Raw genomic sequence first — 24,445 nt, forward strand, 5'->3', positions numbered from 1 at the left:
TGGTTTTGGGGACGGATCAGTCGACGGGCTCCAGTGCCCGCCGGGCGAGTGCCAGCAGGGCGGCGCGCAGCTCCTCGTCGGACACGTCGCCGAACTCCCCGCAGGTCTCGGAGATGCCGGCGAGCAGCACCAGCGCCGCGATCCGGGCGGACGGGCGTTGCGGGTGCCCGGCGAGCGCGTCGACCAGCCGCTCGGAGATCCGCTGGATGTGGGCGAAGGCGGGCTGCTGGAGCAGCTCCGGGAACTCGCCCCGGAGCAGGGCGATCTCGCGCCGGAAGCGGACCGCGAGGTCGACGAAGCCCTCGGCGGCGACCCGCTGGGCGGCCGCGCCGTGATGCGCGCAGATCTGCTCGTCGAGCGCCTGGAGGACGCCGATCGCCGGGGCCATCAGCTCGGTGAGGATGGCCTCCTTGTTGGCGAAGTGGTAGAGCACCGCCGCCTTGGAGCAGCCCACCTCGCGGGCGATGTCCTGCAACGAGGTGCCCCGGTAGCCGGTCGTCGCGAAGCGCCGAGCCGCCGCCGTGAGGATCTCGTCGTGCGTCTCCGGAACCATCCGCGCCATGCCGGCCCACCTCCCCGACCAGCATGCCTGACCGATCGGTCAGACCCTGACCGATCGGTCAGATGGAGGGCGTGGCGTTCCCCACACGCGCCCGAGGTTTACTCCGCCCGCGCCGTCGGCGCCGTCAGTCGGCCGCGCCGTGCGCCCGGTCGTACGTGGCCCGGGCCTCGGCGATCGCACTGCGGTGCCGTTCCGCCCAGCCGGTCAGGGCGACCAGCGACTCGTAGAGCTCCAGCGCGATCGGCGTGGCGGTGTACTCCACCTTCGGCGGGACGGTCGGATGGACCTTCCGGTGCAGGAGGCCGTCGCGTTCCAGGTTGCGCAGGGTCAGGGTGAGCATCCGGCGGCTGATCCCCTCCACGCAGCGCTCCAGCTCGGTGAAGCGCACCGGGCCCTGGCAGGTGGCCACCAGGATGCCGATGCTCCACTTGCCGCCCACCCGGTCGAGCACCTCGCGGACGGTGCAGGCCTCGACCCGGCCGGAGGCGGAGGACCCGTCGACCGCCCCGCACACCTGCGACGCCGGGCGGCCGGTCGCCTCGCTGTTCCCCTGGGACATGGGTGTCTCCTCACGCTCCGCCTCATGGTCACAGGGCCCGGCGCAGGCAACAAAACCGTACGCCCGAGGGAGGGGTCAGGCGGCGGTGACGAGGATGCGGGCCAGGGCGCCGAGCGCGGCCGGGTAGGCGTGCGAGGGCGGGGTGGCGTAGCCGACGACCAGGCCACCCGGGTGCGCCCCGGGGGCGTGCCGGTGGCTGCCGAGGGCGCCCAGCGCCAGCTCGTGCCGGGCGGCCTCGGCCAGCACCTCCGCCTCGGTCGGCCCGCCGGGCGGCAGCGTGATCAGGGCGTGCAGCCCGGCCGAGATCCCGCCCACGGCGTACCGGCCACGGATCGCGCCCAGCCGGTCCAGCAGCAGGTCCCGGCGGCGGTGGTAGTGCCGGCGCACCGCGCGGACCTGCCGGTCGTAGCCGTGGCCGTCGATCAGGTCGGCCAGCGCGAGCTGCCCGATCGTCTCCGTGTGCAGGTCCAGGTGGCGCTTCGCCTCCACCACCGGCTCGACCAGCCGGGCGGGGAGCACCAGCCAGGCCAGGCGCAGCGCGGGGCCGAGGGTCTTGGCGGCGGTGCCCACGTAGGCGACCTGCTCCGGCGCGGTGCCCTGGACCGCGCCGACGGGCTGCCGGTCGTAGCGGAACTCGCCGTCGTAGTCGTCCTCGACCACCAGCGCGTCCCGGTCCCGCGCCCAGCCGGTCAGCGCGTGCCGGCGCCGGGGGTGCAGGGTCACCCCGGTCGGGTACTGGTGCGCCGGCGTCACCACCGCGGCGGCCACGTCGGCCAGCCCGCCCGTCCCGAGCAGGTCGGTGCGGGCGCCCCGCTCGTCCACCGGCAGTGGCAGCACCGTGGCGCCCTGCCGGCGGGCCACCTCCCGGTGGAACGCGAGCCCCGGATCCTCCATCGCCAGCACCGGCCGGCCCGCGTCCCGCAGCACGGCGGCCAGCAGGACCAGCGCCTGCACGTAGCCGGTGGTCACCACGATCCGGTCGGGGTCGGCCAGCACGCCCCGGGCCCGGCCCAGGTAGCCGGCGAGCGCGGTGCGCAGCTCGACCCGCCCGCGCGGGTCCCCGTAGCCGTAGGCGGACGCGGGGGCGGCGGCCAGCGCCCGGCGGGTCGCCCGCAGCCAGTCGGCGACCGGGAAGGTGCCCACGTCGGGGCTGCCGGGGCGCAGGTCGTACCGGGGCGCGGCCGGGCCGGGCGGCGGGGCGGCCGGCGGCGCGGGGCCGCGCCGCGCCCCGCTCACCTCGGTGCCGGAGCCCACCCGGGCCACCAGCCACCCCTCGGCGACCAACTGGTCGTACGCGGCGCTGACCGTGCCCCGGGACAGACCGAGCTGCGCGGCGAGCGCCCGGGTGGCGGGCAGCCGGGCCGACGGGGCGAGCCGGCCGTCCCGGATCGCGTCGCGCAGCGCCCGCTCCAGCCCCGCCCGGCGCCCGGCCGACGCGTCCAGCTCCAGATGCAGGTCGACGCCGAAAGCGGCCCAGTCCATCGGCACGGCATTGGAGCTTAGAGCCGGGCGCCGGCCGGCCGAGAATCGGCGTATGACCGACGACCTTGCCGGCCGGGCGGCGGCGCTGCGCGCCCTGCACCGGCCCGGTGACCCGCTGATCCTGCCCAACGCCTGGGACGCCGGCTCCGCCCGCCAGGTCGCCGCCGCCGGCTTCCCGGCCGTGGCCACCAGCAGCAGCGCCGTCGCCGAATCGCTCGGCCACGCCGACGGCGAGGCGACCCCGCCCGGGGAGATGTTCGCCGCCGTGGCCCGCGTCGCCCGCGCCGTCGCCGTCCCGGTCACCGCCGACCTGGAGCGGGGGTACGGGCTGCGCCCCGTCGAGCTGGTGGAGCGCCTGCTCGACGCCGGGGCGGTCGGGCTCAACCTGGAGGACTCCGACCCGCGTACCGGCCGGTTGCTCGACGCCGGGGCACAGGCCGACCTGCTGGCCGAGGTCCGGGCGGCGGCCGACGCGGCCGGGGTGCCCGTGGTGCTCAACGCCCGGATCGACGTCTTCCTCGACGCCGGCGGCGACCCCGCCGCCCGGCTCCCCGAGGCGGTCAGCCGGGCCACCCGCTACCTCGCCGCCGGCGCGGACTGCGTCTACCCGATCCTGCTCGCCGACCCGGCGGCGCTGTCCGCGCTGGTGGCGGCCGTGCCCGGCGCGGTGAACGCGCTCGCCCGGCCCGGCGCGCCGGCGGTGTCGGAGCTGGCCGCGCTCGGGGTGGCCCGGGTCAGCTACGGCGGGGGCCTGTACGCCGCCGCGCGCGGGCACACCCAGCGGCTGCTCGACGCCGTCCGGGCCGGCGGCGACCCGTTCGCCGCGGCCCGCTCCGACCCGTTCGTCGCGGCCCGCCCCGCCGCGTCCGGTTGACCGCCGGCCCCCGGGCCGCGAAGGTGGTCGGATGAGTGGCGCTGACGAGACCCGCGACGGGGTGTCGCTGACCAACCTCGACCAGCCGCTGTTCGACGGCGCCGACGCGACCAAGCGGGACCTGGTCGACTACCTCGACGCGGTGCACGAGCGGATCCTGCCGCAGCTGCGCGGCCGGCCGCTGTCGGTGATCCGGGTCCGGCCGGGGCAGCCGCCGTTCATGCAGAAGAACCTGCCGAAGTACACCCCGGACTGGGTGGCCCGCACCCCGGTCTGGGCCGAGGCGTCGCACCGCGAGATCTCGTACGCGCTCTGCGACGACCGGCGCACCCTGCTCTGGTTCGCCAACCAGCGCGCGGTGGAGTACCACCCCACCCTGGCCACGGTCGACGACCTGCACCGCCCCACCCACCTGGTGCTGGACCTCGACCCCCCGGAGGGGGACTCCTTCGCGTTGGCGGTCGCCGCCGCGCGGCTGGTCCGGCAGGCGCTCGCCGACGCGGGGCTCGCCGGTGCGGTCAAGACCAGCGGGGCCAAGGGCGTGCACGTCTTCGTGCCGGTGGCGCGGGGCGCCACGGTGGAGGACATGGCCGCCGCGACCCGCGCGGTGGCCGCCCGCGCCGAACGGTTGGACCCGGCGCTGGCCACCACCGCCTTCATCCGCGAGGACCGGGGCGGCAAGGTGTTCGTCGACTCGACCCGGGCCGGCGGGGCGACCGTGGTGGCCGCCTACAGTCCCCGGCTGCGGCCGGGCGTGCCGGTCTCCTTCCCGGTCGACTGGGCCGACCTGGGCGACGTGACCCCGGCGGACTTCACGATCCGTACCGCCCCGGCGCTGGTCGCCGAGCGCGATCCCTGGGCCGAGCGGCTGCCCGCGCCGCAGCGACTCCCGGCGGACCTGGTCGCGGAGGGCCACACCATTCCGGTCGCCCGCGTGCAGGCCATGCACGAGGGCAAGCGCCGGGCCCGCGCCCGCCGCGCCGCCGACTGACGTACGCCCACCGCCCCTCAGCCCTCGCTCCTCCCTCGCCTGTCGCCGGCCAACCGTCGGCCTGTCTCCTGTCGGCCCTCCGCCGCCTGTCGGCCCTTGTCGCCTGTCGCCTGTCGGTCTCCGTCGTCTGTCGGTGCTCCGTCGCCTGTCGTGGGTCGCCCCTCGGCCATGCCCGTCGGCCACCTCGGCTACGTCGGGAAGCGACGCCCGACCGCGCGGGCGGGCGACCGGTCCGTGCCGCCGTACGTCCAGAGTCGACCCCGCGTTCGCGCCGTCGGGCGGCAGACGGGCGGCGGCGGCCGACCTAGCGTCGACGACGACCCCAGCGGACGGCGCCGGCACGGCGTCGACTGGATCGGCAGGAGGACCCATGACCCGCGACAGGCTGACCTGGACGGTGCTCATCGCTCTGGTGTGGACGGCGATGATGTCGTTCGGCGGCGTCGCCGCCGAGACCGTGATGCTCTACCCCAACATCTTCGGCGACCCCCCGGCGTCGCTGGACCGGGCCCGCGAGTTCCTGGTGGCGGGCGGCCCGAGTGACTACTTCCCGCCGCTCGGCGCGACCGTCGTGCTCGCCTGCCTCGCGGCGGCGGTGCTCACCTGGCGCGACCGCCGGCTGCGCTGGTGGATCGCCGGCGCGGCCGTGGTCTTCGTCGCCTGCGAGTTCCTGTTCTCGGTCTTCTTCTTCTGGCCGCGCAACGAGATCATGTTCGTCGACCCGGTCGGCACGCACTCCCCGGAGTACCTGCGTCAGGTCGCGGCCGAGTTCGTCGCCGGGCACCGGGTGCGGCTGGTGGGCGGGGCGGTGACGGCCGCGCTGGCGTTCACCGCGCTGCTGCGCTGGGCCCGCGCGACCGCCCCTCGGGCCTGACGGAACCGCCCGACGCCTCCCGCCCGACGCCTCCCGCCCGCCCCGACCGGGCGGCGGCCGGAGCACAGGGAAGGCCACCGGCCAGGCAACCTGGTCGGCGGCCTCTCTGCTGGCGGTCATGATCCACTAGATAGTCTTCCGCCCATGATCTCTGCCCTGGCCTCGCGTTCATCGCGAGCCCGCGCCGCTGCGGGCCGCTCCGCCGCCACCCGTGCTGCGGCCAGTTCAGCTCCGAGGAGGATCTGGTGATCAGAGCCCATGCGAGAACCCTGGCCCTGATCGTCGGCGTGCTTCTCGTCCCGTTGATCCTGGCCGGATGCGCAGGGAATGAGGATTCGGGGGAGACCAGGATCTTCGAGATCGAGAACACGGAGCAGGTCTTCGGCAAGAAGGACGAGGACGCCGTGACCGTCAGGAGGCACTACATGATCCTGAACCCACCCGAGGACCTGACGGACTTGAAGGAACTGGTCGAGAAGTACGGCAAGGAGCATCCAGTCGAGGGGGAAGTCGAAGCGGCGGCGGGAAAGACCCGCTTCTTCCACATGTACTTCTACCGGGAGAGCGACGACCTGCCGAGGGACTGGCAGCCGGACGAGGGCTACCTGAGCACGGATCGGATGGAGCACCACAAGAACGATCTCATCGCGGCGATCGATTGGTCGGACGCCGACCCGCAGAAGGAATACTCCAGTTATGAGAAGAGCAAGGAAGGGAAGATCGTCAAGCGGATGCGTTTCGTGGAGGACCAGATTGTCGAGTGAGGCTGGAGTCTCCAACAGATGTGCGGCGGCTGCGATGGCTTCCACACGCGCCGCACCTGCTCCGCGGCCGCCCGCCCGATGATCCGGCTCGGCGCGCGCCAGGAGGCGGCCGCGTTGAACTTCGGCACGCATCCGGTGTGGGCGCCCGTCGCGGGCCGCTGAGAGCCGAACGTGGCCGGACGTACGACAAAGGCCGCTGCCCGGGCTTGCCCTGGTCAACGGCCTCTTCGTGCTGGTCAAAGCTTCTCTAGCAAGTGTGCCCCCGGCAGGATTCGAACCTGCGCCCCCGCCTCCGGAGGGCGGTGCTCTATCCCCTGAGCTACGGGGGCTCAGCGACTCGAGAAGACTAGCAAACGCCTCCCCGGAACGCCGAATCGGTATCCGGTGCCCGCCCTCGTGTCGCCTTGCCCGGTGCCGCCTGCGCCGCACGCCGCGCCACGGGGAGGGCGGGCGCCCTCGGGCGGCACGAGTGGAACCTCACGGTTGTCTCCCGTCGTCCGATCCGACCATGGCGTTCCACTCGTCGATGTCCGCCGGCCGCTTCGGCCGTCGCGCCGGGTCGGCGGGCCCGGCGCGGGCCGGCGCGCCCGACGGCGGGCGTACGGTGCGGTCACCGCAGGTGTGGGCGGTCAGGCGGCGACGGCGCGGCCGCAGCTGGGCAGCGGGTGCAGCACGACGCGGCGGGGCAGGCGCCGGGGCCACTCGTTGCGGGGCCAGGAGCCGTCCACGATCAGGTGCACGGTCCGCTGCTCCTCGCCACTGAGCCGCAGCACGAAGTCGCGGGGGAGCGGCGGGTCGACCGACGGTGTGGTGATCATGAAGCGCACCCGGCCGCGGGACGAGACGGCGGAGATGACGTCCGCCGCCGGCATCGTGCCGCGCAGGCGTACCCGGCCGATCCAGTAGACCTCGGCGAGGTGCTCCTGGGCGGCCCGGGTGATGGCCGGGTACTCGCTGCGCACCCAGCGCTCCACCGCGCCGACGCAGAGGCCGCAGGCCCGCTCCCGGGGCTCCCGCGGGCCCAGCCCCCAGGCCCGCAGGTACGCCCCGACCGCCCCGGCGTCCATGGGCGCCTCGAAGCGGCGCTGGATGAGGGCGTGCAGGCTCTGTCGCGTCCACAGCTCCTCGTCCAGCCCCAGCTCGTCGGGGTAGACGCCCCGCAGGACGTCGATGAGTTCGAGCTCCTGTTCGCGGCTGAGCGTTCCCGGCTCGCCCTGCCGCTGTCCGCGACGGACGGCTGCCACCGCCCCGTCACCGCCGATGGTGTGGCGCCGGCACCAGCTGGTGACCGAGCGCCGTGCGTCTCTCAGTGCAACCCCCACGTCCTGCGCAACGAGCCCGAATCGCAACTGGTCACGATATGTGTGGAGAAAACTCTCTTAGTGTCGGAATCGGGCGTTCCGGTCAATCGGGTCGTCTGCCTGTCAAGCTGGACGCCGAGCGGTCGCGGCGTGGTCGGCGTACGCGTGGACGGAGAGCAGCCCGAGGGTGGCGCAGGGCGCGACGGCCGGGCCGGTCACCGGGTGCGGGAAGGCCGCTTCGGCCCCGGGCTGGAACGGCGAGAGGTCCGCGTCGGCCGGATGAACCGGCGGCGACGCGGACCTCTCGACGGACAGCGGGGCGGCGGAGGTGGGTCAGCCGCCCAACCGCTGGAGCGCGTTCTGGAGATTGGTGAGGTCGTTGCGCTGGGTGTTCTTCATGGTCTGCGCGGTCCGGACCACGTCGGGCTCGTCGCTCACGTCGAGGATGCCGTCGATCATGTGGATGCCGCCCAAGTGATGCTTGATCATCAGTTGCAGGAAGAGGACGTCCAGCTCCCGGCCCTCGGCCGCGCGCAGCTTCGCCATCTCCTCGGGGGTGGCCATGCCCGGCATCAGCCCGTTCCTGACCAGCCCGGCGCCGTCGGACATCCACGACATCGACGGCTGGCTGCCCGCCGGGTCGAGCCCCCACGAGCGCAGCCAGGTGTGCATGGTGCCGATCTCGCCCTGCTGGGCGGTGGCGATGTCGCCGCCGATGCTGCGGACCTCCGGGTCCGCGCCCTCGTCGAAGGCGATCAGGCCCATCTCCACCGCCTGCGCGTGGTGGGTCATCATGTCCCGGGCGAAGCCCGCCTCCGCCGAGGCGTCGCCCGGGCGGGTCAGCCGGGGCGTCAACAGGCCACCGGCGTAGCCGAGGAGTAGCCCGACCACGACGGCCAGGGCCAGCGCGGCCGTGCCCCAGCGGACCGGCGGACGCCGCTCCTCCGGAGCCGGGCTGGCCGGCTCGCTCGTATCGATCATGGTCGGGATGCTCATCGCTCTCCTCAGCCCTGCGGCATCTGCGGGGCATCGTCGCGCGGCGTGGTGCCGGTGGCGGTGATGCCCTGGCTGCACAGCGCGGTCGGGCCCTCGACCGAGGCGTTGACCTTCAGCGTCTTGATGAACTCGTCGATCCGGCCGTCGTCGGCGTTGTCGACCTTGAGCTGGTAGCCCCACGCCTGGAGCGAGATCGGCTTGTCCAGCCCCTCGAACGGGCTGAGCATCAGCTTCTCCTTGCCCCGCACCTTCTCGGCGAGCTTCGTCACCTGGTCGGCGGGCAGGTCGGGGCGGTAGGTGATCCAGACCGTGCCGTGCTCCAGGCTGTGCACCGCGTGCTCGTTGGCGATCTGGGCGGGGTAGACGTCACCCATGCAGTTCTGCCAGGCCGCGTTGTGCGGGCCGGCCACCGGCGGCAGCACCGTGTAGGTGATCGGCCCCGTCTTGTGGTTGCCGCCGGCCACGAGGTCCTTGTCCTTCTCGCGGTAGTTGACGATGCCCTCGATCGCGTCCGCCCGGTCCTCCCAGGGCTTGGCGCCCTGGAACGTCGCCCAGGCGCCGTAGCCGATGATCGCCACGGCCAGCACACCCACGGCGACGAAGAGCGCGATCGGCCCCCAGGAGCGGCCCTGGCTCACCTTCACCGGGGCGATGGGCTTGCGGCCCTTGCCCCCCGCGCCGGGACGGGTGCCCGTCGGCTTGCCGGACCCGGCCTTGGCGCCGGTGGACCCGGGCTTGGCGCCGGCGGCCGGGCGGCCCGCCGCCGGCTTCTTGCCGGTGCTGACCACGTTCGGACGGCGCTCAGGGCCGCCCGGGGTGCTGATGCTCATGGTGCCTCGTCAGGTCGGTCGGTCAGGGGATCCGGCGGGCCGGTCTCACACACTGGGTCGCCGCCGCGGGTGCCGAGTCTACCCCCGATAACATGGATCGGTGACTCCCGCAGAACTCGCCGAGGTCGTCCTATCCGCAGCCCACGCCGTCTTCACCGAGCGTGGCCTGGACCGCGCCGCCCTGCCGGAGCGGACGGTGGTCGAGCGACCCCGCAACCCCGAGCACGGCGACTACGCCTCCACGCTGGCTCTCCAGCTCAGCAAGAAGGTGGGCGTCCCGCCGCGCGAGCTGGCCACGGCGCTGGCCGACCAGCTCGGTCGGGCCCCGGGGGTCAAGTCGGTGGAGATCGCCGGCCCGGGCTTCCTCAACATCCGGCTCGACGCGGCCGCCGCCGGGCAGCTCGCCCGGGCGATCGTCGAGGCCGGTGAGGCGTACGGCCGCAGCGACCGGCTCGCCGGCCAGCGGATGAACCTGGAGTTCGTCTCGGCGAACCCGACCGGCCCGGTGCACATCGGCGGCGTCCGCTGGGCGGCCGTCGGCGACGCGCTCAGCCGGCTCCTGCGCGCCACGGGTGCCGACGTGGGCACGGAATACTACTTCAACGACGCGGGCTCCCAGATCGACCGGTTCGCCCGCTCCCTGCTCGCCGCCGCGAAGGGCGAGCCGGCCCCCGAGGACGGCTACGCCGGGGCGTACATCTCCGAGATCGTCGACGCCGTCCGGAAGATCCGTCCCGACGTGCTGGAGCTGGACGACGACGCGGCCCAGGAGGTCTTCCGGGTCGAGGGCGTGCAGCTCATGTTCGCCGAGATCAAGTCCTCGCTGCGCGGCTTCGGGGTCGAGTTCGACACCTACTTCAACGAGAAGGACCTGCACGACCGGGGCGAGCTGGACCTGGCCCTCCAGCGGCTGCGCGAGCAGGGACGGATCTTCGAGTCCGACGGCGCGACCTGGCTGCGCACCACCGACTTCGGCGACGACAAGGACCGGGTGCTGCGCAAGTCCAACGGCGAGTGGACCTACTTCGCCGCCGACTGCGCCTACTACCTCGACAAGCGGGAGCGCGGCTTCGACCGGGTCGTGATCATGCTGGGCGCCGACCACCACGGCTACATCGGCCGGATGAAGGCGATGTCGGCGTGCTTCGGCGACGACCCGGAGCGCAACCTGGAGATCCTGATCGGCCAGATGGTCAACCTGGTCCGCGACGGCGCCCCGGTCCGGATGAGCAAGCGGGCCGGCACCGTGGTGACCCTGGAGGACCTGGTCGACGCGATCGGCGTGGACGCCTCCCGGTACGCGCTGGCCCGCTACTCCAGCGACTCCCCGATCGACATCGACGTGGAGCTGTGGACCCGCGCCACCCGCGACAACCCGGTCTACTACGTGCAGTACGTGGCGGCCCGGACGGCCAGCGTCGGCCGCAACGCCGCCGAGGTGGGGCTGACCCGGGGCGACGCCGAGGCGTTCCGCCCGGAGCTGCTCGGGCACGAGAAGGAGAACGAGCTGCTCAAGGCGCTCGCCGAGTTCCCCGCCGTGGTCGCCGCGGCGGCCGAGCTGCGCGGCCCGCACCGGGTGGCCCGCTACCTGGAGGAGCTGGCCGGGGCCTACCACCGGTTCTACGACGAGTGCCGGATCCTGCCGCGCGGCGACGAGGAGGTCACCGACCTGCACCGGGCCCGGCTCTGGCTGAACGACGCCACCCGCACCGTGATCGCCAACGGCCTGCGCCTGCTCGGCGTCTCGGCCCCCGAGAGGATGTGAGCGCTGTGCGAGCGCGAGGAGTGAGCTTGCGAGCCCCGCAGTCGCGAAGCGAAGACCGGTAATGCGTGCTCACGAGGCCGGTGCGCTGCACGGCGACATCGGCAGCCGAGGGCCGGCGTGGCTGCGTCCCCCGGTCGACGTCAACGCCCTGGTGCCGCAGCTCTGGCCGCGCAACGTGACGCGCGACGGCGACGGCGTGCTCGCCGTCGCCGGGCTCGGCGTCCGCGACGTCGCGGCCGAGTTCGGCACCCCGGTGTACGTCCTCGACGAGGACGACCTGCGCTCGCGCTGCCGCGACTTCCGCACCGGCTTCGACGGCGTCGACGTCTATTACGCCGGCAAGGCCTTCCTCTGCCGCGCGGTGGTCCGGATGATCTCCGAGGAGGGCCTGCACCTCGACGTGTGCACCGGGGGCGAGCTGGCCACCGCGCTGTCGGCCGGGATGCCGCCCGAGCGGATCGGCTTCCACGGCAACAACAAGTCGGTGGCCGAGCTGACCCGGGCGCTCGACGCCGGGGTCGGCCGGATCATCCTCGACTCGTTCGACGAGATCGACCGGCTCACCGCGCTCGCCCGCGAGCGGGGCGTCCGCCCCCGGGTGATGATCCGGGTCACGGTCGGCGTCGAGGCGCACACCCACGAGTTCATCGCCACCGCCCACGAGGACCAGAAGTTCGGCTTCTCCCTCGCGGGCGGGGCGGCGGCCGAGGCGGCCTTCCGGGTGCTCGACGAGGGCGTGCTGGAGCTGCGCGGCCTGCACTCGCACATCGGCTCGCAGATCTTCGACGCCAGCGGCTTCGAGGTCTCCGCCCGCCGGGTGCTCGGCCTCCAGGCGCAGATCCGCGACGCGCGCGGGGTGGAGCTGCCCGAGCTGGACCTCGGTGGCGGCTTCGGCATCGCGTACACCACCCAGGACGACCCGGCCACCCCGCAGGACCTGGCGAAGCGGCTGCGCCGGATCGTCGAGTCCGAGTGCGCGGCGGAGCGGCTGGCGGTGCCGCACCTGTCGATCGAGCCGGGCCGGGCGATCGTGGGGCCGGCCGTCTTCACCCTCTACGAGGTCGGCACGGTCAAGGACGTGGACGGGATCCGGACGTACGTGAGCGTCGACGGCGGGATGAGCGACAACATCCGTACCGCGCTCTACGACGCGTCCTACTCCGCGACGCTGGCGTCCCGGGCGTCGACCGCCGAGCCGATGCTCGCCCGCGTGGTGGGAAAGCACTGTGAGTCCGGGGACATCGTGGTGAAGGATGAATTCCTGCCCGCCGACGTGCAGCCCGGAGATCTTGTCGCGGTGCCGGGCACCGGCGCCTACTGCCGGAGCATGGCCAGCAACTACAACCACGTGCCCCGCCCCCCGGTGGTCGCGGTGCGGGGCGGCCAGGCGCGCCTGATCGTCCGGCGGGAGACCGAAGACGACCTGCTGGCATTGGATGTGGGATGACGTCACCTGTGCGCCTGGCACTGCTCGGCTGCGGCACGGTCGGTAGCGAGGTGGTCCGGCTGCTGCACGAGCAGGCGGCCGACCTCGCCGCCCGGATCGGCGCCCCGCTGGAGATCGCCGGCATCGCCGTACGCCGTCTCGGCCGCGACCGGGGCGACCTGCCGGTCGACCCGACCCTGTTCACCACCGACGCGCTCGGCCTGATCAAGCGCGACGACGTGGACGTTGTCGTCGAGGTCGTCGGGGGCATCGAGCCCGCGCGGGGCTGGCTGGTGGAGGCGCTGCGGGCCGGCAAGAGCGTGGTCACGGCCAACAAGGCGCTGCTCGCCGAGGACGGCGCCGCCCTGCACGACGCGGCGGCCGAGGGCGGCGGCGACCTCTACTACGAGGCGTCCGTGGCGGGGGCGATCCCGCTGCTGCGCCCGCTGCGCGAGTCGCTGCACGGCGACCGGATCAACCGGGTCACCGGCATCGTCAACGGCACCACCAACTTCATCCTCTCCGCCATGGACGCGACCGGCGCCGGCTTCACGGAGGCGCTGGAGGAGGCCACCGAGCTGGGCTACGCCGAGGCCGACCCGACCGCCGACGTGGAGGGCTTCGACGCGGCGGCGAAGGCGGCCATCCTCGCCTCGCTGGCGTTCCACACCCGGGTCGGCGCGGCCGACGTGCACCGGGAGGGCATCACCGAGGTCACCGCGGCCGACGTGGCCAGCGCCAAGGCGATGGGGTGCACCATCAAGCTGCTCTGCATCGCCGCCCGGGGCGCCGACGCCGCCGGTCGGGAGACGGTAAGCGTGCGGGTGCACCCCGCGATGATCCCGCTGGGCCACCCGCTGGCCAGCGTCGGCGACGCGTTCAACGCGGTCTTCGTCGAGGCCGAGGCAGCCGGGCCGCTGATGTTCTACGGCCGGGGCGCCGGCGGCGCGCCGACCGCCAGCGCGGTGCTGGGCGACGTGGTGGCGGTCTCCCGCAACCGGCTCGCCGGGGTGCGGTCGGCCAGCGAGAGCGCGTACGCCGACCTGCCGGTGCGGCCGATGGGGGAGGCGCTGACCCGCTACCACATCAGCCTGGACGTGGCCGACCGGCCGGGTGTGCTGGAGGGCGTCGCCGGGGTGTTCGCCCGGCACGACGTGTCGATCGCCACCGTGCGGCAGGGCCCGGCGGGCGGGGGCCCGGCCGGCCGGGGCGAAGACGCCGACCTGGTCATCGTCACCCACGTGGCACCCGACGCGGCGCTCGCCGCCACCGTGCGCGAGCTGCGCGGGCTGGACATCGTCCGCTCGGTGGCGAGCGTGCTGCGGGTGGAGGGCGGGCTGTGACAGTCTTCGGCCCCGCCCGGGCGGCTCGCGGTCGCCACGGCAGGTGCGGGCGGTGACCGGTCTCTGGGCCGCCCCGGGCGGTACGGCCGGGCGGCTCGCGGTCGCGACGGCATGGGCCGGGCGGTGACCGGTCGCTGGCCCCGCCCCGGCGGGGCGGGCGCTTGCGCGTCTCGCCTGATGGTTAACTGCGGGTGCGCCGACGGGCACCGGGCGATGCTGGTCCAGGCTGGAGAGGTGCCCGGCGCGGCGGGGCGGTAGAGGCGAGGGAGAACGACATGTGGCGGGGTCTGATCGACGCGTACCGGGACCGGCTGCCGGTCACCGACGCCACCCCGGTCGTGACCCTGCACGAGGGGAACACCCCGCTGCTGCCCGCGCCCGTGCTCTCCGCCCGGCTCGGCTGCGACGTGCACCTGAAGGTGGAGGGCGCCAACCCGACCGGCTCGTTCAAGGACCGGGGCATGACGCTCGCGGTCTCCAAGGCGGTCGAGGCCGGCAACAAGGCGATCATCTGCGCCTCCACCGGCAACACCAGCGCCTCCGCGGCGGCGTACGCGGCCCGCGCCGGCCTGACCTGCGCGGTGCTCGTGCCGCAGGGCAAGATCGCGCTGGGCAAGCTGGCCCAGGCGCTCGTGCACGGGGCGCGGCTGCTCCAGGTCACCGGCAACTTCGACGACTGCCTGTCGCTGGCCGCCAAGCTCGCCCAGGACTACCCGGTCGCCCTGGTCAACTCGGTCAACGTCGACCGGCTGCACGGCCAGAAGACGGCCGCCTTCGAGATCGTCGAGGCGTTGGGCGACGCCCCCGACATCCACTGCCTGCCGGTCGGCAACGCCGGCAACGTCTCCGCCTACTGGATGGGCTACTCGGAGGAGCTGCGGGACGGCAACGCCACCCGGGCCCCCAAGATGTACGGCTTCCAGGCGGCCGGCGCCGCCCCGATCGTCAGCGGGCAGGTGGTCCGCGAGCCGTCCACGATCGCCACCGCCATCCGGATCGGCAACCCGGCGAGCTGGACCAGGGCGCTCGACGCCCGGGACTCCTCCGGCGGACTGATCGCCGCCGTCACCGACCGGGAGATCCTGGCCGCGTACCGGCTGCTGGCCCGCGAGGTCGGGGTCTTCGTCGAGCTGGGCAGCGCGGCCAGCGTGGCCGGCCTGCTCCAGCAGGCCGCCGCCGGTCGGATCCCGGCCGGCTCGACGGTGGTCTGCACGGTCACCGGCCACGGCCTGAAGGACCCGGAGTGGGCGATCTCCACCGCGCCCGTGCCGACCACCATCGCCAACGACCCCCTGGCCGCCGCCCGCTGTCTCGACCTCGCCTGAGCCGCCGGCGGATCGGCGCCGGTCGACGCCGACGGGAGTGAGCCGGCGCGGCCGAGGCGAGTCCTGTGCATCGGACGGGGCAGGGCCGACCGGGGTCGGTCAGGCCGGGTGGGGGAGAATCCGAACCCCCGCCAATCGCCTTTTTCAGGAGTGAGTCACGCCGATGTCGCTGCTCGCCAGATTCAGCCTCGCCAACCGAGGGCTGATCGCCCTCATCGCGGTGGTGACCACGCTGTTCGGGGCGTTCGCCGTACCGTCACTGAAGCAGCAGCTCCTGCCGTCGCTGGAGTTCCCGGCCGCGTTCATCGTGGCGGTCTACCCCGGCGCCGGGCCCGAGGTCGTCGAGTCGCAGGTCACCGAGCCGATCGAGAACGCCCTCCAGGGCATCCCCGGGCTGGACCAGGTCACCTCGACCTCCCGCGAGGGCTCCACGACCGTCCAGGTCCAGTACGAGTTCGGCACCGACCTGGACGACGTGGTCAACAAGATGCAGACCGCGCTCAACCGGATCGACGCGCAGCTGCCGGAGGGGGTCGACCCGCAGGTCATCGCCGGCAGCACCGACGACCTGCCCGCGGTGGTGCTCGCCGCCTCCGGCGGTGCCGACCAGCGCGTCCTCGTCGAGAAGCTGCGCGCCGCGGTCGTGCCCGAGCTGGAGGCGATCGAGGGGGTGCGGACGGTCGACCTGACCGGCGCCCGCGACGACGTCGTGGTGGTCGTCCCGAACCCGGCCAAGCTGGCGGCGGCGAAGCTCCAGCCGACCGCCCTCGGCGCGGCGTTGCAGACCAACGGCGTGACGGTGCCGGCCGGTGCGGTGACCGACGGCACCCGCGCGCTCCCGGTGCAGGTCGGTACCCGGCTCGCCACGCTGGACGACCTGCGTGGCGTCGTGGTCGCGCCGGCGACGGGCCGGGCGGCCCCGGTCCGCCTCGGCGACGTGGCCACCGTCGAGCAGCAGCTCGCCCCGGCCACCGCGATCACCCGCACCAACGGCAAGGACAGCCTGGGCATCGCGATCACCGCCTCCCCGGACGGCAACGCGGTGCAGATCTCGCACGAGATCCGGGACCGGCTCGCCGAGCTGCGGGAGGCCTCCGGCGCCGAGCTGACCGTCGTCTTCGACCAGGCGCCGTTCGTCGAGAAGTCGATCGAGAGCCTGACCACCGAGGGCCTGCTGGGCCTGGTCATGGCCGTCGTGGTCATCCTGGTCTTCCTGCTGTCGGTCCGCTCCACCGTGGTCACCGCGGTCTCCATCCCGCTCTCGGTGGTGGTGGCCCTGATCGCCCTCTGGATCGGCGACTACTCGCTCAACCTGCTCACCCTCGGCGCGCTCACCATCGCGGTCGGCCGGGTGGTCGACGACTCGATCGTCGTGCTGGAGAACATCAAGAGACACCTGGAGTACGGCGAGCCGAAGCGGCAGGCGATCCTCGCCGCCGTGCGCGAGGTGGCCGGCGCGGTGACCGCGTCCACCCTCACCACGGTCGCCGTCTTCGCGCCGATCGCGCTGGTGGGCGGCTTCGTCGGGCAGCTCTTCGCGCCGTTCGCGATCACCGTCACGGTGGCCCTGCTCGCCTCGCTGCTGGTCTCGCTGACCGTCATCCCGGTGCTCGCGTACTGGTTCCTGAAGCCCTCAGGCGGCACGGCGGACGACGCCGCGCTGCGCCGGGCGGCGGAGGAGAAGGAGCTGCGCAACCCGTTGCAGCGGGCGTACCTGCCGGTGATCGGGTTCGCGACCCGCAAGCGGGCCACCCGGTGGATCACGCTGGGCCTCGGCATGCTTGTGCTGTTCGGCACCTTCGGCCTGTCCCGGCAGCTGGAGACCAACTTCATCGACGACTCCGGCCAGGACACCCTGAGCATCACGCAGGAGCTGCCGGCGGGCACCGGGCTGGCCGGCACGGACGCGGCGGCCCGCCAGATCGAGGCGGTGCTGGAGCGCACCGAGGACGTCGAGACGTACCAGGTCACGGCGGGCGGCGGGGACAACCCGTTCGCCGGCGGCGGCGGCAACAACGTCGCCAGCTGGTCGCTGGCCCTCGGCGAGGGCACCGACGCCAAGAAGATGCGGGAGAAGCTGCGCCGGGAGTTCGACGCCCTGGGCGCGGGCGTCGGTGAGATCAGCTTCGGCGCCGGTCAGGGCGGGGCGGCCGCCAACCAGATCGAGGTGGTCGTGCAGGGCGCCGACCCGGAGGCGCTGACCCGGGCCGCCGAGGAGGTCCGCTCGGCGATGGCCGGGCTGGCGGGCGTCGAGGACGTCTCCACCAGCCTCGCCACGCGGGTGCCGCGCGTCGACGTCACCGTCGACCGGGTCGCCGCCGGGCGGGTCGGGCTCACGGAGGCCGCCGTCGGCCAGCTGGTGGCCCAGGCGTTCCGGGGCGCGCCCCTGGGGCAGGTCACGCTCGACGACGGGCAGCGGGACGTGGTGCTGCGGTTCGCGGGCAAGCCGCCGACCACGGTGGAGGAGCTGCGCGCGTTGCCGGTCGGGCCGGTGAAGCTCGACGCCATCGCCGACGTCACCCAGACCGAGGGCCCGCAGCAGGTGAGCCGGATCGACGGCGAGCGCAGCGTCTCCGTCACCGGTACGGCCACCGGCTCGAACCTCGGCGCCATCACGCAGGAGCTGCAGAAGAAGCTGGACGGCATCGACGTGCCGGGGGCGACCTTCGCCATCGGCGGGGTCAGCGCGGACCAGGAGGAGGCCTTCGCCGACCTGGGCCTGGCCGTGCTCGCGGCCATCGCGATCGTCTTCCTGATCATGGTGGCGACGTTCCGGAGCCTGGTCCAGGCGCTGATCCTGCTGATCTCCATCCCGTTCGCGGCGACCGGCGCGATCGGCCTGCTGCTCGCCACCGGCACCCCGCTGGGCGTGCCGGCGCTGATCGGCGTGCTCATGCTGGTCGGCATCGTGGTGACCAACGCGATCGTGCTGCTGGACCTGGTCAACCAGTACCGGGCCCAGGGCATGGGGGTCCAGGAGGCGGTGGTCGAGGGCGGCCGGCGCCGGCTGCGGCCGATCCTGATGACCGCGGTCGCCACCATCTTCGCGCTGCTGCCGATGGCCCTCGGCCTCACGGGGGAGGGCGGCTTCATCTCCAAGCCGCTGGCGGTCGTGGTGATCGGCGGTCTGCTCAGCTCGACGCTGCTCACCCTGATCCTGGTGCCGACGCTCTACGCGATGGCGGAGAACACCAAGGAGTCGTTCCGCTCCCGGCGGGCCCGCCGGTCCGGCGGGGCGGCCCCGGCCACCGGGGCGGGCGACGCCGATCAGCCCGGCGACGACGGCGGGACGCCCGCCGCCGAGCCGGTTGCGGTGCCCGCGGGCGTGCCGTCCACCGCCGGCGCTGAGGGCGCCGACGCCCCGGCGTCCCGGCCGGCGCCGTCGGGCGCGCTGGTGGACGGCACCGACCAGTTCGAGGTGCTGCGGCTGCCGAAGAGCCGCAGGTCCCCGCTGCCGCCGACCGAGTAGCGGTACGTCCGCGAACGCCCCCGACGGGTCCCGCCCGCCGGGGGCGTTCGCATTCGGTCAGGTAGCCGCCGTACGCCCGGCCCGCCGGTCGCCGCCGGGTAGGGTATCCGGACGTGCCGTCCACCGTCTCGGTCCTCACCCGCAACCGGAACTTCCGCAATCTCTTCCTCGCGGAGCTGGTGGTCTTCGGCGCCGACTGGTTCGTCATGGTGCCGCTGCTGGTGCTGCTGCCGGACCTGACCGGCAGTGGCGTCTGGGGCGCGCTGGTGCTCGCCGTCGACACCGGCATCGTGGCGTTGCTGCTGCCGTACACGGGCACGGTCGCCGACCGGTTCGACCGGCGCAAGATCATGATCATTTCGAACGTCGCGGCCCTGCTCGGCGTGCTGCTGCTGCTCGGGGTGCGTAGCGCCGGGACCGCCTGGCTGGCGATGGTCGGGATCGGGGTGGTGGCGGTTGCCAAGGCGTTCTACTCCCCGGCGGCCCAGGCGGCCCTGCCCAACGTGCTCGACCCCGACGAGCTGGCCGCCGGCAACGCCGTGGCGGGCTCGGCCTGGGGCACCATGACCGTCGTCGGCGCCTCGCTGGGCGGCGTGCTCAGCGCCGCCGTCGGCCCGTACGCCTGCTTCTGGGTGGCGGCCGTGGGCCTGGTGATAGCCGCGGGCCTGGCCACGCTGATCCGCCGGCCGTTGCAGGCGCCCCGCGACGCGGACCTGCCGGTGCAGCGGACCTGGCCCGCGATCCGCGAGGCGCTGGGCTACATCGGGCACCGGCCGAGGGTGCTGGCGCTGGTCACCGTGAAGTCGGCGGTCGGCCTCGGCAACGGCGTGCTGACCGTGTTCCCGCTGCTCGCGGCGGTGTACGGGGTCGGTCCGATCGGCACCGGGCTGCTCTTCGCCGTCCGCGGGGCGGGGGCGCTCGTCGGGCCGATCCTGATGCGCCGGGTGCTGACCAACCGGGCCTGGCTGCTGCCCGGGCTGGCGCTGTCCATGTCCCTCTACGGCCTGGCCTACCTCGGCACCTCGGTCGCCAACTGGTTCCCGCTGGTGCTGGTCCTGGTCTTCGTCGCCCACTTCGCGGGCGGCAGCAACTGGGTGATGTCGAACTTCGCGCTCCAGGGCGAGGTGCCGGACCGGCTGCGGGGCCGCGTCTTCGCCACCGACATGATGCTGGCGACCCTCGCCGTCTCGATCAGCCAGCTCGCGGTGGCCGCCGTGGTGGACACCGTGGACGAGCGGGTGGTGCTGGCCAGCTGCGCCCTGGTCACGCTGGTCTACGCGGTCGGCTGGCGGATCGCCACCCGCCGGCTCTCGCTCACGGAGCCGGCCCCGCAGCCGGCCCCGAGCGCCGCCCACTGACCCGCCCGCGCGGCCGGCCCACTGACCCGCCCGCGCGGCCGGCGGTCAGCCGCGGCCCGCTCCGGGCGCCGCCGCTGACCCGCCCGGCGGTCAGGGCCGGTCGGTCCCGGTGTCCGTCGGCGCGTCCGGCCGGGATCGGCCACCCCACTGCGCCGGCACGTCGGCGCCGCCCTCCGCGGTCCACCCCGGGCCGGTCGGCGGCGCAGGTGCGGCGGTCGGCACCGGTTGACCGGCCGGCACCGGGGCGGTGGTCGGCACCGGCGCGCCGCCGGCGAGCGGTCGTCCGAACGGGCCGGCCTCCGCGCCGCCCGCCCGCCGCCCGGCCAGCACCGCCGCGATCAGCAGACCCGTCCCGATCGGGTACGTCAGGGACTGCAGCCCGCCGTAGGCCAGGTTCATCAGCTGGAAGTTCGAGCGCCCCCAGTCGAAGTCGAACGCGCGGGGCAGCAGCAGGGTCCAGGCCACGCTGAGCACCGCGTTGACCAGCAGCACGGTGAGCCCGGACAGCGCCAGCAGCCGGGGCTTCCGGGGCAGCCGCCGCCCGGCCGTCGCAGCCAGTACGAGGCCGACCAGCAGCACCAGCGCCGTGGGCGCCTGGAAGGCGGCCACCGTCGCCACGTACCCGAGTTCGCGCATCCCTGCCTCCAGCCGCCGTCGGTCGGGTCAGGCTAACGGACCGGCCGGGGTGCCCACCGTCCTGCGGAGGCGGCCCTGCGGCCCCGTCCCATCCGGCGGGCGGAGGTCCGGGTCGTCGGTGCGGAGCCCTAGCATGAGCCCGTGCCGACGAACTTCACCTCCGGCCCGGTCCGGGTCCGGGTCCCCGCCACCAGCGCCAACCTGGGGCCGGGATTCGACGCCCTGGGGCTCGCCCTGGCGCTGCACGACGACGTGGCCGCCGAGGTGACGGCGCGGGGCGTCACGGTGGCCGTGGCCGGGCAGGGCGCCGGGGAGCTGCCGGCCGACGACCGGCACCTGGTCGTCCGCGCCATGCGGGCGGCCTTCGACGTGCTCGGCGGGCAGCCGCCCGGGCTGGCCGTGGAGTGCGTCAACCGCATCCCGCAGGCCCGCGGCCTGGGCTCCTCGTCCGCGGCGATCGTCGCCGGCGTGCTGCTGGCCCGTGCGCTGGTCACCGACGGCGAGAACCGCCTCGACGACGCCGCCGCGCTGCGCCTCGCCGCCGAGATCGAGGGCCATCCGGACAACGTGGCGCCGTGCCTGCTCGGCGGCTTCACCCTGGCCTGGACCGAGCCCTCCGGCGCCCGGGCGGTGTCGCTGCCGGTCGCCGAGGGCGTACGACCGACGGTCTTCGTGCCGGCGGAGCGCGGCCTGACGGCGACCGCGCGGGCCGCGCTGCCGGCCACCGTGCCCCACGCCGACGCGGCGCTGAACGCCGGCCGCGCCGCGCTGCTGGTGCACGCGCTGACCGCCGACCCCGGTCTGCTGCTGCCGGCCACGGTCGACCGGCTGCACCAGGACTACCGCGCCGACGGCATGCGGGGCAGCGCCGACCTGGTGGAAGCGCTGCGTGGGGCCGGTGTGGCCGCTGTGATCAGCGGTGCGGGGCCGACCGTCCTGGCCCTGACCGACCCACCCGAGGGCCTCGACCCGGGAACAGGTTGGCAGGTCTGGCGGTTGGATCCAGACGGGAGCGGAGCACAGGTCACCCGGGGTAGACTGGGACACGCAGAGCGGGACCCTGTTGCCGCAGGTCGGAAGAGTTGATTACGCTCTAGACTTAGCACAGCCGCGAAGCATGCGATCTCCCTGCGGGTCGGCGCACCCCCGAAGCTTTCGGCGGTCAGCCCGTCACCCCTGCCTAGGCCCACGCCGCACCGCAGTGTTCACAGGTCGCCGCAAACGGCGAGACCCGCTCACCGACGTTTGGTGAGTCGGGAAACCGACCGGCTGCTGTGTCACAGACTCCCGCGACGCGTCCATGCGAGGCGGGTGCACCGAGGCCGCCCGGCCACCTGGCTTTTCGACTCCGGGCAGTCCCGGCCTATCGAGGGAAGGAATCCATTGAGCGACACCACCGACGTGACGTCGGATGTTTCCAACGTCGCTGGCGATGCCACCACCGCCGCCGCCCCCGCCCGTCGTCGGCGTAGCGGCACCGGCCTGTCGGCAATGCTGCTGCCGGAGCTGCAGAGCCTGGCCGCCTCGCTCGGCATCTCGGGCACGGCCCGCATGCGCAAGGGCGAGCTGATCAGCGCGATCTCCGAGCGGCAGGGCGGCGCCGCCGCCGGGACCCCTCGACCGCGGGCCGAGGTCGCGGCCGCGGCCGCTGCCACCCGTGAAGAGGCCCGCGCCGAGGTCCGCGAGACCGAGCGGCCGGCGGCCGAGCGGCGCACCGCGGAGCAGGCTCCGACGGAGCCGGCGGCGGTCGAGGCGGAGCCCCGTGGCCGGACCCGGCGCAGCCGGACCGCCGCCTCCGAGGCACGGGCCGCGGAGGCCCGTCCGGCGGAGACGCGCCCGGCCGAGGCCCGCCCGGCGGAGACCCGTCCAACGGAGACCCGTGTGGAAGAGGCCGAGGCCGGCGAGCGCGCCGACCGGGGCGAGGGCCGTGGCCGTGAGCGCGGCGACCGCGCCGAGCGTGGCGGCGAGCGTGCCGAGCGCGGTGACCGTGCCGAGCGCGGCGACCGGGCCGAGCGCGGCGACCGGGCCGAGCGTGGCGGCGAGCGTGCCGAGCGTGGCGACCGGGCCGAGCGCGGTGACCGTGTCGAGCGCGGCGGCGAGCGTGCCGACCGTGCCGAGCGCGGCGACCGCAACGAGCGGGGCGACCGTGGCGAGCGTGCCGAGCGCGGTGACCGCAACGAGCGCGGCGAGCGTGCCGAGCGCGGCGACCGCAACGAGCGCGGCGACCGGGGCCAGCGCATCGAGCGTGACAACGACGGCGACGACGACGAGAGCGGCGGCCGGCGTGGCCGGCGCAGCCGGTTCCGCGACCGCCGCCGTGGCCGCGGTGAGCGTGCCGAGGGCGGTGGCACCGGCGACGGCGGGCGCGAGCGCGAGCCGCAGGTCGGCGAGGACGACGTCCTCGTCCCGGTGGCCGGCATCATCGACGTGCTCGACAACTACGCCTTCGTGCGGACCACCGGCTACCTGGCCGGCCCGAACGACGTCTACGTCTCGATGTCGCAGATCAAGAAGTACGGCCTGCGGCGCGGTGACGCCATCACCGGTGCGGTGCGCGCCTCCTCGCGCGACGGCGAGCAGCGGCGGGACAAGTACAACCCGCTGGTGCGGCTGGACACCATCAACGGGATGGAGCCGGACGAGGCGAGGCGCCGGCCGGAGTTCTACAAGCTCACCCCGCTCTACCCGCAGGAGCGGCTGCGGCTGGAGACCGAGCCGCACATCCTCACCACCCGGGTCATCGACCTGGTCATGCCGCTCGGCAAGGGCCAGCGCGCGCTGATCGTGTCGCCCCCGAAGGCGGGCAAGACGATGGTGCTCCAGGCCATCGCGAACGCGATCACGCACAACAACCCGGAGTGCCACCTGATGGTGGTGCTGGTGGACGAGCGGCCCGAAGAGGTCACCGACATGCAGCGGTCGGTGAAGGGTGAGGTCATCGCGGCGACGTTCGACCGTCCGCCGCAGGACCACACCACGGTGGCCGAGCTGGCGATCGAGCGGGCGAAGCGCCTGGTCGAGCTGGGCCACGACGTGGTCGTGCTGCTCGACTCGGTGACCCGCCTCGGTCGGTCGTACAACCTCGCGGCGCCGGCCAGCGGCCGGATCATGTCGGGTGGTATCGACTCCACCGCGCTCTACCCGCCGAAGCGCTTCCTGGGTGCGGCCCGCAACATCGAGAACGGTGGCTCGCTGACCATCCTCGCCACCGCGCTGGTGGAGACCGGGTCCATGGCGGACACGGTCATCTTCGAGGAGTTCAAGGGCACCGGCAACGCGGAGCTGAAGCTGGACCGGAAGATCGCCGACAAGCGCATCTTCCCGGCCATCGACATCCACCCGTCCGGCACGCGCAAGGAGGAGATCCTGCTCGCGCCGGAGGAGCTGGCCATCATCCACAAGCTCCGGAAGGTCCTGCACTCGCTGGACTCGCAGGCGGCGCTGGACCTGCTGCTCGACAAGCTCAAGCAGACCCGCACCAACATCGAGTTCCTGATGCAGATCGCCAAGTCGACGCCGGGGGAGTGACCCTCCCCGGGTGAGACGAGCGAGAAGGGCGCGGCCACGAGGCCGTGCCCTTCTCGCGTCCCGGGCTCCGGTGTGGTGGTGAGCTCCGGCGCGGCACGCGGACTGCCCAGGCGGGCCACGGTTGCCGGCCCGCGTCGGTGACGATGCGTCACCGGCCCTCGGCTCGCCCATGACATGACGCTGCGTGAGCGAATCCGGTGGCCCGGCTAGCCTGCCTTCCCGCGCCGCCGCTGCCGGTGCCTCCTGGCCAGGGGTTTTGCTGGAAGGCGCGCTTCCGTCGCCGCACCCTCCACGTCCCCTTTGCTCTGCATCCACGTGCGCACCGCTCACGCGGCGTGCCCGGTGCGGATATGGCTGCAGAG

General features: G+C 74.0%; 19 protein-coding genes and 1 tRNA gene. 12 read left to right on the plus strand and 8 right to left on the minus strand.

Going from position 1 to position 24,445, the window contains the following annotated elements; genetic code table 11:
- Positions 1 to 16: 16 nt before the first annotated feature.
- The 3 genes from AB0G08_RS01245 to AB0G08_RS01255 form a co-directional block, all read right to left on the minus strand.
- Positions 17 to 562 carry a helix-turn-helix domain-containing protein gene (locus AB0G08_RS01245; protein ID WP_358081359.1) on the minus strand — a complete coding sequence of 182 codons (546 nt, stop codon included), beginning with the start codon at positions 560 to 562 and terminating at the stop codon, positions 17 to 19.
- Positions 563 to 686: 124 nt separating this feature from the next.
- Positions 687 to 1,121: a helix-turn-helix domain-containing protein gene (locus tag AB0G08_RS01250; RefSeq protein ID WP_358081362.1), complete on the minus strand. Its 435-nt coding sequence runs from the start codon at positions 1,119 to 1,121 to the stop codon at positions 687 to 689.
- Positions 1,122 to 1,196: 75 nt separating this feature from the next.
- Positions 1,197 to 2,603 carry a PLP-dependent aminotransferase family protein gene (locus AB0G08_RS01255; RefSeq protein ID WP_358081365.1) on the minus strand — a complete coding sequence of 469 codons (1,407 nt, stop codon included), beginning with the start codon at positions 2,601 to 2,603 and terminating at the stop codon, positions 1,197 to 1,199.
- 52 nt (positions 2,604 to 2,655) lie between these two features.
- Here AB0G08_RS01255 and AB0G08_RS01260 point away from each other — a divergent pair, with 52 nt between their 5' ends.
- The 4 genes from AB0G08_RS01260 to AB0G08_RS01275 all read left to right on the plus strand — a co-directional run bounded on the left by AB0G08_RS01260 (position 2,656) and on the right by AB0G08_RS01275 (position 6,106).
- Positions 2,656 to 3,477 (plus strand): isocitrate lyase/phosphoenolpyruvate mutase family protein, encoded by an 822-nt coding sequence (locus AB0G08_RS01260; RefSeq protein WP_358081368.1) that lies wholly within the window; start codon positions 2,656 to 2,658, stop codon positions 3,475 to 3,477.
- A gap of 31 nt (positions 3,478 to 3,508) precedes the next feature.
- Positions 3,509 to 4,468, plus strand: coding sequence for a non-homologous end-joining DNA ligase (gene ligD / locus AB0G08_RS01265; protein ID WP_358081371.1), 960 nt, complete (start codon positions 3,509 to 3,511; stop codon positions 4,466 to 4,468).
- Between the two features lie 370 nt (positions 4,469 to 4,838).
- Entirely contained in the window at positions 4,839 to 5,342 is a 504-nt protein-coding gene (locus AB0G08_RS01270; protein WP_358081373.1) for a DUF1772 domain-containing protein, read from the plus strand.
- A 245-nt stretch (positions 5,343 to 5,587) separates the two neighbouring features.
- Positions 5,588 to 6,106 (plus strand): hypothetical protein, encoded by a 519-nt coding sequence (locus AB0G08_RS01275; protein WP_358081375.1) that lies wholly within the window; start codon positions 5,588 to 5,590, stop codon positions 6,104 to 6,106.
- A gap of 257 nt (positions 6,107 to 6,363) precedes the next feature.
- On the opposite strand, the gene AB0G08_RS01280 is transcribed toward AB0G08_RS01275, so the two are convergent.
- The 4 genes from AB0G08_RS01280 to AB0G08_RS01295 all read right to left on the minus strand — a co-directional run bounded on the left by AB0G08_RS01280 (position 6,364) and on the right by AB0G08_RS01295 (position 9,233).
- A tRNA-Arg gene (locus tag AB0G08_RS01280) sits at positions 6,364 to 6,435 on the minus strand.
- Between the two features lie 300 nt (positions 6,436 to 6,735).
- The gene (locus tag AB0G08_RS01285) at positions 6,736 to 7,428 is read right to left on the minus strand and encodes a winged helix-turn-helix domain-containing protein (RefSeq protein ID WP_358081378.1); all 693 of its coding nucleotides are present in this window, start codon (positions 7,426 to 7,428) and stop codon (positions 6,736 to 6,738) included.
- Between the two features lie 312 nt (positions 7,429 to 7,740).
- Complete coding sequence (locus AB0G08_RS01290; protein ID WP_358081381.1) at positions 7,741 to 8,403, minus strand: DUF305 domain-containing protein; 663 nt, start codon at positions 8,401 to 8,403, stop codon at positions 7,741 to 7,743.
- Between the two features lie 8 nt (positions 8,404 to 8,411).
- Positions 8,412 to 9,233: a DUF3105 domain-containing protein gene (locus AB0G08_RS01295; RefSeq protein ID WP_358081384.1), complete on the minus strand. Its 822-nt coding sequence runs from the start codon at positions 9,231 to 9,233 to the stop codon at positions 8,412 to 8,414.
- A gap of 100 nt (positions 9,234 to 9,333) precedes the next feature.
- Here AB0G08_RS01295 and argS point away from each other — a divergent pair, with 100 nt between their 5' ends.
- The 6 genes from argS (at position 9,334) to AB0G08_RS01325 (ending at position 19,919) form a co-directional block, all read left to right on the plus strand.
- Complete coding sequence (gene argS, locus AB0G08_RS01300; protein ID WP_358081388.1) at positions 9,334 to 10,998, plus strand: arginine--tRNA ligase; 1,665 nt, start codon at positions 9,334 to 9,336, stop codon at positions 10,996 to 10,998.
- A gap of 61 nt (positions 10,999 to 11,059) precedes the next feature.
- Positions 11,060 to 12,445, plus strand: a complete 1,386-nt coding sequence (lysA, locus tag AB0G08_RS01305; protein WP_358081391.1) for a diaminopimelate decarboxylase — start codon at positions 11,060 to 11,062, stop codon at positions 12,443 to 12,445.
- A gap of 8 nt (positions 12,446 to 12,453) precedes the next feature.
- Complete coding sequence (locus tag AB0G08_RS01310) at positions 12,454 to 13,767, plus strand: homoserine dehydrogenase (RefSeq protein WP_358081588.1); 1,314 nt, start codon at positions 12,454 to 12,456, stop codon at positions 13,765 to 13,767.
- A 275-nt stretch (positions 13,768 to 14,042) separates the two neighbouring features.
- Complete coding sequence (thrC, locus tag AB0G08_RS01315) at positions 14,043 to 15,092, plus strand: threonine synthase (protein ID WP_358081394.1); 1,050 nt, start codon at positions 14,043 to 14,045, stop codon at positions 15,090 to 15,092.
- A gap of 163 nt (positions 15,093 to 15,255) precedes the next feature.
- The gene (locus AB0G08_RS01320; RefSeq protein ID WP_358081397.1) at positions 15,256 to 18,561 is read left to right on the plus strand and encodes an efflux RND transporter permease subunit; all 3,306 of its coding nucleotides are present in this window, start codon (positions 15,256 to 15,258) and stop codon (positions 18,559 to 18,561) included.
- Between the two features lie 113 nt (positions 18,562 to 18,674).
- On the plus strand, positions 18,675 to 19,919 hold the full coding sequence (locus tag AB0G08_RS01325; protein ID WP_358081400.1) for an MFS transporter: 1,245 nt from the start codon (positions 18,675 to 18,677) through the stop codon (positions 19,917 to 19,919).
- Between the two features lie 90 nt (positions 19,920 to 20,009).
- Here AB0G08_RS01325 and AB0G08_RS01330 read toward each other — a convergent pair whose 3' ends face one another.
- Complete coding sequence (locus AB0G08_RS01330) at positions 20,010 to 20,555, minus strand: hypothetical protein (RefSeq protein WP_358081403.1); 546 nt, start codon at positions 20,553 to 20,555, stop codon at positions 20,010 to 20,012.
- Positions 20,556 to 20,696: 141 nt separating this feature from the next.
- On the opposite strand from AB0G08_RS01330, the gene thrB reads away from it, so the two are divergent.
- Positions 20,697 to 21,641 carry a homoserine kinase gene (gene thrB, locus AB0G08_RS01335; protein ID WP_358081406.1) on the plus strand — a complete coding sequence of 315 codons (945 nt, stop codon included), beginning with the start codon at positions 20,697 to 20,699 and terminating at the stop codon, positions 21,639 to 21,641.
- A gap of 297 nt (positions 21,642 to 21,938) precedes the next feature.
- The gene (rho, locus tag AB0G08_RS01340) at positions 21,939 to 24,083 is read left to right on the plus strand and encodes a transcription termination factor Rho (RefSeq protein ID WP_358081409.1); all 2,145 of its coding nucleotides are present in this window, start codon (positions 21,939 to 21,941) and stop codon (positions 24,081 to 24,083) included.
- Positions 24,084 to 24,445 lie beyond the last annotated feature (362 nt).

It is taken from the genome of Micromonospora sp. NPDC023644, from assembly GCF_040640115.1.
In the GTDB taxonomy this organism is placed as follows: Bacteria; Actinomycetota; Actinomycetes; order Mycobacteriales; family Micromonosporaceae; genus Micromonospora.